Source organism: Cystobacter fuscus, assembly GCF_002305875.1.
GTDB lineage: Bacteria > Myxococcota > Myxococcia > Myxococcales > Myxococcaceae > Cystobacter > Cystobacter fuscus_A.
Map to the genome: position 1 here is coordinate 8,337,843 of NZ_CP022098.1, position 14,379 is coordinate 8,352,221.

Consider the following 14,379-nt stretch of genomic DNA (forward strand, 5'->3'; position numbering starts at 1 on the left):
ACGGGAGAAAACCCGTCGGAATCGTAGAGGTCGCTTCCGGGGGGGTCAAGGACGCCGCTCTAGCCCGCCCGGTTGCTTCTTCAACGCGTGAACCCCTCTCCAGGGTTCACGCGCCCTTCATCGTGCGGCTACTTCTTTACCTGCACCTCCACGTCCGTACCTATCGCGACACGCAACTCGCGAAGTTCGTCGGACGTGGCGAACAGCAGGAGATCCTGGAGCTTCGCCTTCGGAGAAACCCGGAAGGCCGACCCGGTCTCCTCCAGCACCATGCGCTTGACGGGCTCGCACTCGCCCGCGGCCAGCAGGCCCGCGCGCACCGCCGTCAGCTCCACGCCCTCGAGGTACTGGCGCACATCCGCCGGCGTCGCCACCGGGACGTAGACGCGCGCCACCTTGGCCAGTGCCGCGCGGCCCTGCTCGCTGACGCTCTTCTCCAGCACCCGGCGCTCCGCGTCCACCGCGCGCGGATCCACCGTGAAGCGCAGGTTGGGCACCACCAGGCTGAGCGCGGCTTGCACCACGGCCTCGAGCCGCTCGGGCGCCAGCCGCTGGCTCAACGCCAGCTCCGGACGCACCAGCGCGAACGCCCGGCCGAGCATGTAGTACGCCTCCTTCTGCCCCTGCTCCGCGAAGAAGCGCCCACCCGCGCGAATACAGGCCGGGTGCGTCTGGAGCACTTCCACGTTGAGGCGCGGATCCGGCGCCGGCTCGTTGGAGCGCTTGGCCATGTTCTCGCGCCGGGCCACCAGGTGCGGCGAGTACAACTCCACCGCGTCCATCCCGAACAGGCGCGCCACGTACCGGTAGTGCTGCACGTGGTACTCCTGTGAACTGGCCAGGTCGATGCGGTGCCTCTTGGGCACGATCTGGTAGTTCTGGAACGGCACCGCGTACAGGTGGCCGAGCTGCTCGAAGAGCAGGCCCATGAGCTCGGTGAAGGGCCCCTTGAGCCGGGGGTGCAGCAGGTGCGAGGACCACATGCGGTCCGGCAGCGGCCTCTGGGCCACCTCCTTGAGCTTGGCGTAGGGCCCGAGCTTGGAGAGGATCTCCTTCTCGTCGTCTCCCGCCTCGCCCAGCAGCCCCGCCACCGCCTGCGCCGCCCGCCACGCACCGTCATAGTCACGGCGCAACGCGCACAGGCGCACCAGTTGCGAGCACACCTTGCGCGCATCCCGCGTGTTCGGCAGGGCCCGGCGCAGCGCCGCGATGGCCTCGTCCTCCTTGCCCGGAGAGGCCGCGGCCAGCTCGGCGTAGATCTCCTGCACGGACGCGTCGTCCGGCAGGCCCTTGGCGACGAGCCCGTAGGCCGCCACCGCGTTCTCCGGGCTCTTCAACACCTGGCGGTAGAGGTCACCGAGTGCCCGCCACAGGCCCATGCGCGCCCCGTGCGTGTCGGGCGTCTTCGGCATGCGCCCGATCATCTTCACGTAGTTCTCCTCCAGCGCCCTCCACTGGCTCGCGCCTCCCAGCATCGCCTCGAGGGCACTGAAGGCCTCGACGAAGCGATGATCCAGATCCAACGCCGTGTTGAAGGCCTGGGCCGCGCCGTCCACGTCGCGCAGTTCGTCCCGGCGCAGCTCGCCGAGCGCGAACCACACCCGCTTGGCCTTGTTCGGCTCGGAACTCAACGCGGGCAGCCGCAACATCCGCTCCAGCATGTCCGCGGCCTTCTGGCCCTGGCGCGTCTCGCGCAGCAGCACGTACAGCGCGTCCAGCACCTCCAGCGACTCCGGCATGAGCTTGAGCGCGCCGGTGTACGCGTCGATCGCCTGGTAGGGATCCTTCAACTTCTCGCGCGCGAGCTGGCCCAGTTCCAGGAAGATCCGAGCCTTGCCCTCCCCTTCCAGCACCTGCGCGAGTTGCTGGCGCAGGTCCGCCGCCCGCTCCCAGCGCTGCGACGCGTCCATCAGCGCCACCAGCGCACGCAACGAGGCCTCGTGGCTGGAGTCCACCGCCAGCGCCTTCTCGAAGTGGTTCTGCGCGCGGTCCACCTGGTTCAGCTTCGCGTGGATGTCTCCCAGCTGCCAGTAGACCTCCACCACCTCCATGTCCGTGAGCTCCTCGCGGTGGTGGATGAGGATGGTCTGGAAGATGCGCAGCGCGTCCTCGTAGCGCTGCGCGTGCTGCACCAACAGGTGGCCGTAGCCCTCGAGCACCGGCAGGTACGTGGCGTCGAGATCATAGGCCTTCTTGTAGGAGTCGAGCGCCTTGTCGCGGTTGCCCAGCTTGTCCGCCACGTAGCCCAGGCGGTAGAGCTGCCGGCACAACTCCGCGGCCAGTCCCGAGTCCTTCTCCGCGATGGCCCGCTCCGCCATCTTGCGCACCACGATGTCGAGCATGCGCTCGCAGCGCACCCAGTCCTCGCGCGCGCTGTAGACGTCCGACAACGGACGCGCCGCCTCCAGACTGTCCGGCGCGTAGCGCAGCGTCTCCTCGAAGTAGTGCGTGGCCGTGTCCGGGTCGCCCTTGGTCTCGGCGTTGTAGCGCGCCACCTCGAGCAGCGCGCGCGCCTTGGCCTCGGGATCCTCGGTCTGCTGCGCCTCCTGGAGCAGGGTCTGCTCGTAGCCGCCCCAGTCCTTCTCCTGCTCCTGGATGCCCTTGAGGGCGCGGATGCTCGCCAGGTGGCCCGGGTCGATCGCGAGGGCGCTCTGGTAGCTCGCCCGCGCACTGCCCGTGTCCATCAGCATGTCCTCGTGCATCCGGCCCATTCGGTAGTACAGCTCCACCGCCTCGGGCGTACGGCCCGCCAGCTGCGCCTCCTGCTGCAACACTTCCAGCGCGTAGGGCCAGTTGCCGCTGCGCTCGTACAGGTTGCCGAGCGCATGCAGCGCGGGCCGGCACATCGGATCCATGCTCAGCGCGTGGTGGTACGTGTTCACCGCCCGGTCCACCTGCTTGAGCTGCTGGTGGTAGACGTTGCCCACTTCCACGTAGATCTCCGCCTGCTCCTGCGTCGACGTGGCCAGCTGCAACTGCCGCTCGTAGGCGACGATCAGGTCCTCCCACCGCGCCTGCGTCCTGCGCAGGCGGATGAGGGACTTGATCGCCTGCATGTTCTGCGGATCGATGGCCAGCACGCCCTCGATGAAGGCGTCCGCGTTGGCCGGATTCTGGTACGTGTCCTCCCAGATGCTCGCGCACCGGAAGAGCACCCGGACCCGCTCCCGGTAGTCCGTGATGACCTCGAGCATGCGCTCGTAGATGGCGAGCAGTTCTCCCGGCTGGTCGAGCCGCGTGTGCAGCCGCTCCAGCGACTCCAGGGCCTGGAGGTTGTACGGCTCGAACTCGAGCGCCTGCCGGTAGGCGGCCACCGCGGGCTCGTCGTCCCCGATGTCACGCTCGTAGACACCCGCCACTTCCACCTGGATGCGTGCCCGCTCCTCGACGGTGGCCGCCAGGTCGCGCGCCCGCAGCAGCGTGGAGGCCACGTCCCTCCAGGCCTTCTGGCGGCGATAGAGCGCCGTGAGCTCTCCCAGCGTCTCCGTGTCCGGCTCCAGCTCCAGCGCCCGCAGCAACGCGCTCGCGGCCTCGTCCGGATCACCCTGCTCGTCCTGGACTCGCGCGATCTCCCGGAGGATGGCCTTGCGCGCCTCGATGGAGCCCGCGGCCTCGATCTTCTGCTCCAGGGCCACCACGTACTCGCGCTCGCGGCCCCGCCGCTGGAACATCCCCGCGAGCCCATCGAGCGCCGTGGCGTTCGTCGGATCGAACTCGAGGATCTTCCGCAGCGCCCCTTCCGCCGCCTGCGCGTCATCCAGCTTCAGGTCATGGACGCGCGCCAGCGTCGCGTACATGCGCTCGGCGAGCGGCCCACGCGGCAGCGCGTCCGCCACCTCCTCGTAGACGGCGGCGAGTTCCTCGTGCGAGCCCGTCTCGTCGGCGAGCCGCTCCACCTCCTCGCGCAGCATGTCGTCCGAGGCGTCGATCTGCAGCGCGCGGCAGAGCGCCAGGAAGGCCACGTCCTTCTGCCCGAGCCGCTCCTCCTGCACCTTGGCCAGCTCCTTGAGCGTGGCCAGCTTCTCCTCTTCCGTGACGAGGTGTGGCAGGTAGCGGTCCACCACCTGCGCGTACGCCCGCCAGTCCTTGTTCGCGCGGTACAGCTCGCACACGCGCTCGTAGGCCGTGCGGTTGGCCGGATCCAGCTCCAGGACCTTCTCCAGCGCGCCCGCCGCCAGCTCGGGCTTGTTGCCCGCACCGGACCACAGGTCCGCCACCGCGAACCACGTGGCCACCGCCTGGTCGCGCTCGTTCTCCTGCAGGTGCACCTGCACCTTGAGCTCGAGCACGCGCACCGCGTCGTTGTAGGCCCGCAGGGACACGAAGAGCGCATGCACGCGCTCCAGGTCCGTCACCGCGTGGGGCTCCACCTCCAGCGCCCGGCGCGCCGCGTCCAGCGCCTCCTCGCGGCGCCCCGTCCCCGAGAGCACCTCGGCCAACCGCAGGCGCAGCACCTTCACGCCCTCGGCCGACTCCTGCAGCGGCACGAGCCGCCGCAGGATGCCCACCAGTTCCTCGGCCGGTCCCGTCTCCTCGTACAGCTCGCGCAGCGTGTCCAGCACGCCCCGGTGCCGGGGATCCCGATCCAGCGCCGCCTTGAGGTAGGTCACCGCCAGCTCCGGCTGCTTGAGCAGCCGGTACACCACCTTGCCCAACCGCTCGTTGAGCCGCACCACCTCGCGCGGATCCAGCGTCTGCGCCAGCCTGTCCGCCAGCAGCACGCGCAGCTCCTCGTGACGGCCCGCCTGCTCGTAGAGCCCCTCCAGCGCCGTGAAGGCCTGGTCGTTGCGCGGGTTCTTCGCCAGCAGCTCGCGGTACAACTTGATGGCCCGGTCCAGGTCCTCCAGTCCCTCGGAGGACACCTGCGCCATGCGCATGAGGACGCGCTCACGCTCCAGACCCGTGACGCGCTCGGACTGCAGCTTCAGGATGGCGTACAGCTTGTCCTGCGCTCCGGCCGCGTCATAGATGCCCTCGAGCAGCCGCGCCGACGCGAGGTGCGTGGGATCCAACGCCATCACCTGCTCGAAGGCGGAGGCGGCGCGATCCATGTTGTCCAGCTTCTCCTGGATGAGCTGACCCAGGCGGAACAGGTAGCCCACCTTCTCCACCGTCTGCTCGGCCGTGGAGGCCAGCGCCTCCAGCACATCCGCCAGCTCGGGCCAGGCCTCCAGCGTGATGTAGAGCCTGTCCAACGCCGCCAGCGACTTGACCTGCGCCGTGGAGTCCAGCTTGCGCGCGCGCTCGTAGTAGATGATGGCGCGCTCGGGCTCGCCCAGGCGCGACTCGAAGAGCTGGCCCAGCTTGAGGCAGATCTCCGCCGAGTCCTGCACCTCGGCCACGCGCGGCAGCGCCTCCTCGTAGGCCACCACCAGCTCGTCATAGGAGCCAGCCGCGTCCGTGGCGTTCTCCAGCCGGATCCGCAGCTCGCGGTCGTTCGGATCCTCCTTGAAGGAGCGGAAGAGCGCCAGGAACGTGAGCTCCGGCTCGCCCTGGGACTCGCGCAGCGTGGCCAGCTCGCCCAGGAGCGTCTTGCGCTCGTGCGCGTCCGGCGACACGCCCACCCGCGTCTCGATGAGCGAGGCGAGCCGCGTCACGTCCCCGCTCGCGCGGAAGGCATTGAGCAACGTCTCCACCGCGAGCAGGTTCTGCGGCTCGCGGCCCACCAGCGCCTCCAGGCGTCCCACCGTCCCCAGGTGGTTGGGCTGGATCGACAGCACCTCGCCGTAGAGCGCCAGCGCCCCCGCCTTGTCGAGCAGCTTCGTCTCCCGCGCCACCGCGAGGCGGAACTTGAGCTCCAGTCCCTCCTCGGGCGTCACGAGCGCGATGCGCCGCGCGAGCACGTCCGCCAGCTCTGGCCAGCGCTCGAGCTTCTGGCACAGGCCATCCATGCGCGCGAGCGCCGCCGCGTCGTCGGGCTTCACGTCCAGCAGGCGCCGCAGGGTGGCCAGCGCCCCCAGGCCATCGTGCAACTTCTCGTCCTGGAGCGCGGCGATCTGCAACAGCACCTGGGCGCGGCGCGCGGGCTCCTCGGCGCTCGCGAGCTGACGCCGCAGCACCTCCAACAACTCCTGCGGCGTGCCCTGATCGGCCACCATCCGCGCCATGCTGTCGAGCGCTTCGGTGTCCGTGGGCAGCAGCGTCAACACCTTGCGCCACGAGGCCAGCGACTCATCGTCCTCGCCCAGGCGGGCCTGCAGCCGCGCCAGGGCCCGGTACAGCTCGGAGCGCGCCGTGTCTCCCGCCCGCGGGGCGATCTCGGAGAGGATGGCCGCGAACTCCTCGAGCGCTCCGGCCTTGTCCACCAACGAGAGGCACAGCTCGAGCGTGCGCGGCTCATCCGGCAGCTCGCGCAGCGCGCGCGTGGCCGACAGGAAGGCCATCTCCGCGTTCTCCAGCGGGCCCGCGTACGTCTCCGCGATGCGACGCAGCAACGACGCGCGCTCCTGCGGCACGGGCTCGGCGGAGACGCGCGACTCCAGCATCTGCACCTGCTTGAGGTGATCGCCCACCGCCGCGAACACCGGCTCCAACGCCAGGGCCGCCTGGCCTCTCAGCGGGCTGTCCGAGCGCGCCATCTCCTCCAGCGCGCCCACCGCGCCGGCGTGTCCCGCCCGGCGACGCAGCACCTCCTGGTAGAGCTCCAACGCCGCGCGGGGATCATCCAGGCGGCTGAACTTCAAGCGGCCCAGGCGCACGCGCAGCTCGCTGCCCTCTTCCTGGGCGTTGCGCGCGTCGGTCAGCTGGATCTCCCGCTCGATGTGCTGCGCCAGCTCCGGCCAGCGCTCCATCTGCGTGAGCACGCGGCCCAGCAGCTTGAACGCGTTGGCGTCCTCCGGACGGCGCTCCAGCACCTCGCGGTACGTCTGCGCGGCCAGGGCCTTGTCGCCCAGCGTCTCCTCGGCGAGGTGCGCCAGCTCGAAGAGCAGGTTCACCTGCGCGGGCACGGACGGCTCGGCCGCCACCTGCCGGCGCATCACCATCGCCAGCTCCCGGTTGGCGCCCGTGCGCCGGTGCACGCGGGAGATGGACTCCAGGACCTGCTTGTTCTTCGGATCGCGCCGGCTGACCTCCTCCAGCGCGCGCACCGCCAGATCGTAGCGCTTGAGGCGCCCGTCGTAGATGGCCGCGAGCCTGCGCCAGAGGTCGCCCGCCAGGGGCTCGGCGGCCCCGCGATCGAGCTGATCCTCGTAGGCCGCCGACACCTCCTCGAACGAGCCCGAGTCGGCCGCGAGCCGCTCCAGGTCATCGCACACGCCCTCGGCCTGCGGGGCATCGTTGAAGGCACGCAGGCGCGCGACGAAGGCGAGCGACGTCTGGCCGAGCGCCTCGCGCAGGGTGGCGATCTCCTGGATGCGCTCCAGGCGCAGCGCAGGCTGGGTGACGGGCAGGAGGATCTCCAGCACATCCACCAGCTTCCGGGTGTCGTTGAGGCCACGGTAGACGGGCTCGAGCAGTCGCGCCGCCTCCACCCGCTGCGCATCGAGCTGCAGCAGGCGCTCCAGGCCCGCGACGGTCTGCGGATCGCCCGGGGCGAGCCCCAGCAGCTCCCGGTAGGCGCTCAGCGCCTCGGCGTGGCTGCCTTCCTTCTCCAGCAACTGGGCCCGGCGCAGGATGAAGCCATGGCGGGACTCATTGTCCTTGGCCAGCTCGGCGAGCTGCGCCAGCACATCCGCCTGCTCCAGGGGACGGCGCGTCTTGGCGAACAGCTTGTCCAGCGCGAGCAGCCCATCGGCCGCCTTGCGGATGGCCAGCGCCGAGCGCCACGTCTCGATCGCCTTGGCATCGTCACCCGCCGCGGCGTGGGCCTCACCGGCCTTCACCAGCAGCGCGCGCCGTGCCTCGGGATCCGTGGCCAGCGCGGACTGGGCGGCATAGACCTCAGAGAGGCTCTTGGCGTTCTGTCCCCGCTCGTACAGACGCGAGAGCGCGTCGAGCGCCTGACGGTCCTGCGGCGCGTCCTCGAGCACCTTCTTCCAGACGCTGGCGGCCTCTTCCGTCTGGCCCATCTGCTCGCGCAGCTCCGCGGCGCGGCGCAGCATCGAGAGCGTCGCCGCCTCACCCGCGGGCAGCTCCGAGGCGGCCTCCTCGTACAGCTCGGCCAGCATCTCGTGAGAGCCCGTGTCGCGCGCGAGCCGCTCCAGTTCCGGCTGGAGCGACTCCCGCTCGATGCCCTGGGAGAAGGCCTTCACCGCCGCCATGAAGGCGAGCGACGGCTGCTGCATGTCCTGCTCGTAGATGCGGCGGATGTCCGCGGTGAGCTGCGCCTTCTCCGCGCTCAGGGCGGACGCCAAGCGAGCCTCGCGCAGCGCCACGCGGCGGGCATGGTCTCCCAGCCGCGCCAGCACCGGATCCAACACCTCCAGCGCCCCGGCGCTCATCGGCACGGCCGCCTTCACCCACTCCTCGAGCGCCGCGCGGGCACCGGGATGGCCCGGATCCTCCGCGAGGATGCCCTGGTAGAGCTGGAGCGCGGCATTGGCGTCGCCCAGGGACGTGCGCAGCAGCTCCGCGAGACGGAAGGAGACCTCGCGGCCCTGGGGACTCTGCCCTTCCTGCGTGCGCCGCAGCCCGAGCGCCCAGGCCAGCTCCTTCGGGTGCTCCAGCGCGGTGTACAGGCGGTCCAGGGCGGCGGCGGCCTCGCGCTGGAGCGGATCCTTCTCGGCGATGGCCCGCCACGCGTTGGCGGCGCTCTCCAGATCGGACAGCTTCGTCTCGTGCAGCAGGGCCGCCTCGCGCAGGTACGCGATCTGCTCGGCCACATCGGGCGCCGCGGCGGCGAGCTTCTCCAGCACCTCGGCGAGCGCGGCCCACTCCTCGCCCGCGCGGTGCAGGCGCTGCAAGGCCTTCAGGCAGTCAACACTGCCCGGCTCGAGCACCAGCAGGGCCCGCAGCGACTGGAGCGCCGCGCCGCGGTCGTCGAGCTTCTTCTCCTGCACCTCGGCCAGCTCGCGCAGCAGACCCACGCGCACCGCGTCGGAGGTTCCCTCCTCCGTGAGCTCGATGAGGATCTCCGCGTAGGCATCCAGCGAGTCCGCGTCCTCGGCGGCCTGGCGCGCCGCGACCCGAAGGGCGGCGTCACCCGGAGCCAGGCGCAGGGCCCGGGCGAGCGAGGCGAAGGCCAGCTCCGGCTGACGCAGCTGGGTCAGGTGGACCTGCGCGGTCTGCCGCAACGCCAACACCCGGGCGGCGTCATCCTTGGCCACCTCGGCGAGCACCTCCAGCGCGGCGACCAGCTTGCGGTGATCCTTGGTGGCCTCGTACGCCGGGATGAGTGCCCGCGCGGCCTCCTCGCGCGCGGGACCCGCCGTGAGCATCCCCTCGAGCGCGGCCCGGGCGTCGGTATCCGACGGCCGCTGACGGAGGATGTCCGAGAAGCTGCGCACCACGTCCGTGCGGTCTCCCGAGGAGTCCTGGAGCACCTGCGAGCGCTTGAGCGTCAGCCGCGCCACGCGATCCAGATCGCCCGCGTCCTCCGCGAGCGCGATCTGCCGCGCGAGCACCTGGCCCCACTCGGGCTTGCGATCCGCCTTCTCGTACAGCTCGGCCAGTTGCGGCAGGTGGCGCACCTCGTCCGCTCCGGCGTGGATGGCGGCCTGGAGCGCCTCGGCCGCCTGCAGCGGACGGCCCAGCCCGGCGTTGAGCTCCACGAGCTGCATCAGCAGCTCCACCTTCTCCGCGCGCGGAGCCGTCTGGATGCGCTTGCGCAAGAGCGCGTCCGCCTCCGCCGCGCGGCCCGCCTTGCCGTACATCTGGATGAGGCGACCGAGCACATCGGACGAATCGGGCGTGCGCTGCAGCGCCGCCTCCAGCGCGCCAATGGCCTCGGGAAGCGCCCCGGACGCATCGGCCAGCGTCGCCGTCTCCGAGAGCAACTGAACGGCGAGGGCCGGCGCCTCCGCTTCACCGGCCAGGGCGCGCAGCACGCGCACCAGCTCGACGTGAGCGGACAGCTCGTGGGCCAGCCGCGCGAGCTGGGCACGGTTGGCCTCGTCGGTGGGCACCTCGCGCAGGGCCCTGATGCGCAAATCGAAGGCGGAACGGCCGTCCGCGAGCTGCTTCTCCTGGAGGCCGGCGATCTGCGCGAACAGCCGCTGCCGCGCCGCCACGTCCTGCGTGGCCTCCAACTGCTGCGACAACGCCGTCACCTGGCGCTGATGATCTCCCTGGCGGCCGTAATGACGGGCGAGCGCCTCGGCGATCTCCGCCGTGCGCACTCCCGCCGTCGCGAGCCGCTCGAGCCCGCCCAGCACCACGCCCGTGGAGACGTTCTCCGCGAGCAGTTGCAGGAAGAGCGTCGCCGCCTCCTGCGGACGGTTCAGGCGCTCGGCGTACAGACGGGCCTGACGCGCCGCCCAGTCGCTGCGCTCCACCTGCGTCTCGGACACCTTCGCCAGCCGTCCGGCCAGCTCCGTGGCCTCCTCCACCTTCGACAGCGCGATGCACACCGCCTGCAGGCGCCGCACGCTCGCCGGATCATCCGGCGCGAGTCGCACCAACTCGCGCACCAGGGGCTCCAGCTCGGCGGGGGTCGCTCCCGACGCCTCGCGCCGCAGGATCTCCCCTTCCAGGCGTGTCTTCGGATCCGCCGAGAGCGCCGCGGCGGCACGCAACGCCTTCACCGCTTCCTGGGCGGCGCTGTCACCCGGAGCGCGCGCGAGCACTTCCTTCCAGGCCGCTTCCGCCCCCGCGGGATCCGCCAACGGCCCCTCGAGCAGTCGCGCGAGGTGGCGCCAGATGGGCAGAGACGCCTCGGGAGGCAGCGCCGCCAGGGCCGCTCGCCGCAGCGCCGTCGCGAGCGCGGGCTCCGCGTGGGCCTTGCTCGCGTGCTCCACCACCGCCTCCAGCAACATCGGCCGGCTCGGCTCCAGCGTCAGTGCGCGCGCGAGCACCTCGAAGGCACCCCGCGCGTTCTCCGCCTCCTCGTACAGCAGCGCCAGGCCCTCGCAGAAGGCCACGCGCTCGGCGCGCGAGCGCGGGGCGAGCATCGCCAGGTCCAACAGGGGCTCGAGCGCCGCGAGATCCTCCTGCTCCGCCAACAACCGCGCGAGCATGAAGGCCGCCGCGGCGTTGACCGGGTCCAGCTTGAGCACGGTCTCGAGGTGGGTCCGCGTCGCGGTCCCGTCCTTCTGCTGCAGGTACAGGTCCGCCAGCCGCAGGTGCAGGGCCACCCGGGTGGACCGGTCCTTCACCGTCGCCAGCGCCCGCTCCAACATGGCGAGTGCGTCCACCTCACGCTGCTGATCCAGGAGCAGTTCGGCGCCGAGGTTGGCGATGTCCGCGCGCGAGGGATCCACCGACGTGGCCTTCTCGAAGGCGGCGAGCGCTCCGACCGGATCATTGAGCCGGGTCATCCGCAAGGTGCCCAGCCGCAGCCACAGGTCCGCCTGGACCGTGCGCTCGCGCGCCTCGTTCGCGAGCGTCTCGATCCACGACTGCGCCGACGACACGTCGCCGTTGCGCTCGGCCACGAACTCGATGAGGTTGACGGCGTCGGGCATGCCCGGCCACAGCAGGAAGCAGCGATCCAGCGCCTCCTTCACCTTGTCCGTCGCCGTCGGCTCGTACCAGGCGTGCAGCTTGGCCACCAGCAGCGACAGCCGCGCCGCGCTCTTGCGATCGCGCTCCTCCAGCGACATGCCACGCAGGGTGCGCGCGCGCTCGCGCCACGTCTGCTCGAAGCGCTGCAACGTCTGCGCGGCCTTGTCCGCCCGGACGTTCTTCGGCTCCAGCTCCCGCACCACGGCCAGCGCCTGCTGGGCGAGCACGTGCTCGGTGGGATCCTCCACGAGCTTCTCGCAGAGGGTCGCGTATTCCTCCGCCATGCCCTCGCCGCCCAACGCGGCCCGCTCGCGCTCGAGCGAGTCGAAGACGGGCTGGAAGCGCTCATCGGCCATGAGCAACTGCCGCGCGCGCTTGAAGGTGTTGCGCTCCGGCCTGGCGCGCGCGGCCCACTGCAGGCACAGCACCGCGCGATCGCGGCGGAAGAGCTTCTGCTCGTGGAGGTTGGCCGCCTTGAGGAAGAAGGACGCGGACTCATCGCCCTCGGAGAGGGCGCCCAGCCGCTCCAGCACGTCGACGAGCGCCGACATGTCCTGGCGCGCCTCGTAGACGGCCTTCAGTCCGAGCAGCGCGGGCCGGGTGTCCTCGGCGATGAGCAGCGCGCGCCGCAAGAACTCCTCGGAACGTGCGGGATTGCGCAATCGCTCGTGGGCGAGTTGGCCCGCGCGCACCAGCACCCGCGCCGCCTCGGCGCCCGTCGTCTCGCGCGCACGGCTCTCGTAGAGACGGATGAGCTCCTCGACCCGGCCTGCCTTCTCAAGCGAGGCCTCAACCTCGGCGAAGGGCCGCTCGGTGACGACACGCTCGGCGGGTCGGCGGAGGTTCGACGAATCCATGAAGAAAAAGCCTCGCGAAAAAAGAAGGGGCGGAAGAGCGGCACTCTATCGTCCGCTCCCCGCCCCTCGCAATCTCGCAAATCCCGCCAACTGTGGAGATTTACTGGCTTTCTTGCCCGTCCGTACTAGGGGCGGACGAGCTCTGCTCGGCAGTAGGAGCCTGTCCCACCGCCGCGTCCTCCGCTTCCTCGGCCGCGGCGGCGGCTTCCGCGGGCTGCCGTGCGGGGGGCGTGGCTGGCAGGGCCTGGGCGCGCTGCACGCCCGCCTCGTCACCCAGCTTCGTGTACAGCGCCACGGCCCGGTCGCGCAGCTGCAACTCCTCGGCGAGCGAAGCGGCCTTGGGCAGGTGGCCGATGAGCTCGTACAAGCCGAGAGCCTTCTCCTTGCGGCCGATCTCCTCGTAGAGCGCGGCGGCGGTGGCCGACTCGCCGAGCAACTCCAGCCACCGGGCACGGCCGGCCGGCTTGTTCTCCGCCTCGGCGCGCGCCAGCTCCTTCTGGGCGAGCGCCTTGGCCTCGTCCTCCAGCTTCAGCCGCTGCAGGAAGTAGAAGGCCTTGGGCGGAGGCAGGGAGCCGAGCACCTCCACGGCGTCCTGACGGCGGCCGGCGGCCACCAGCAGCGTGGCGGCGCCCAGCCGGTCTCCACGCTCCACCAGGGCCTTCACCTCCAGGTCCCGGATGCGGTTGGCGGACGCGAAGTCGCGCGAGCGCTCGTACGCCTTGCGCGCCAGCGACAACTTCCCCGCACGCTCGTAGGCGAGCGCCGCCTGGTCGAACTGACGGGCCCGCTCGTACAGCCGGGCGACGTTCTCGAAGTCGCCCTTGCCGATGTAGACCTCCATCAGCAGCTCGTACGCGCCCGCCTTCTCGAGCACCTGGGACAGCTGCTCCGCGGGCACCGTCGCCATGAGGCGCCGGGCGGTGTCGTTGTCCTTGCCCGCCAGCGCGCAGCGCAGGGCACTGCGGATGTCGCCTCCCGCCTCGAAGAGGCGCGCGGCGTCGGCGAAGGAGTTGTTGCGCTCGTGCATGCGCGCCGCGTCACGGGTGCGGCCCATGCCCTCGAGCTGCTTGGACTGCTCCTGCCAGTCCCCCGTCAGCTCCGGCAGGGGCTGCCGGCGCTCACCCTCGGGACGCTCCCGGCGCTCCCGGCGCTCGCCCTCGGGACGCTCCCGGCCCTCGCGACGCTCCCGGCGCTCACCCTCGCCCCGGCCCTCGCGACGCTCCCGGCGCTCGCCCTCGGGACGCTCCCGGCCCTCGCGACGCTCCCGGCGCTCACCCTCGCCCCGGCCCTCGCGACGCTCCGCCGCGGGACGCGCGGCGGGCTCCTCACGCTCCGGCTCGGGCTGACGGCCGCTCAGGCCGAAGGCCGCCGTGGCGCGCTCCTGATCTCCCGCGGCACGCCAGGCGCGGCCCACGAGGTAGAGCACGTCCGTGTAGGCCTGGAACTTCTCCTTGGCGGGATCCACCGCGGGCGCCGCGGGCGCGCCACCGGCGGCCGCCTCCGTGCCCTCGCCGGAAGCCGCGGGCGAGGCCTGTCCCTCGGCGGGCGCGGCCTCGGCAGGAGCCTCGGTCGCCGCCTCCGCCGCCGGAGCCGCCTCGGGCGCGGGTGGCTTCGTCTGCCGCTGCACGCGCAGCAGCGTGGTGATGAGCCGGCCCCTCACGTTGAGGTCCAGATCGTCGAGCGACTTCGCGCGCAGGGCGCGCAGCGAGCGGACGATCGACTCCAGGGGCTGCTTCTCGGCGGCGAGGTCGTTCTTGCCCAGCGCCTTCTCCAGGACGCTCAGCTCGGCGATGACGCGCTGTGCGGGACCGACCGGTCCTTCCTCGCGATCCCGACCCCGACCCCGGCCACCACCCCGCCCGCCTTCGCGGTCACCAAACGAAAAGCCACCCGGGCCATCCCGGCGAGGACCCTGACCGGGCGCACCACCCGGGCCCCGTCCACCGCGCGGCCCACCGCTTCCATTCTCCTGAGGCACGTG

The 14,379-nt window shown here is 71.5% G+C and carries 2 protein-coding genes; both read right to left on the reverse strand.

What is annotated here, in order from left to right:
- Window positions 1-128: 128 nt before the first annotated feature.
- Window positions 129-12,398: a tetratricopeptide repeat protein gene (locus CYFUS_RS33530; RefSeq protein ID WP_095988930.1), complete on the reverse strand. Its 12,270-nt coding sequence runs from the start codon at window positions 12,396-12,398 to the stop codon at window positions 129-131.
- A gap of 100 nt (window positions 12,399-12,498) precedes the next feature.
- Entirely contained in the window at window positions 12,499-14,376 is a 1,878-nt protein-coding gene (locus CYFUS_RS33535) for a DEAD/DEAH box helicase (RefSeq protein ID WP_095988931.1), read from the reverse strand.
- Window positions 14,377-14,379: the final 3 nt, after the last annotated feature.

Excerpts from the sequence above, each read along its gene's own strand:
- CYFUS_RS33530 (WP_095988930.1), bottom strand. The coding sequence starts at position 12,398 with ATGGATTCGTCGAACCTCCGCCGACCCGCCGAGCGTGTCGTCACCGAG.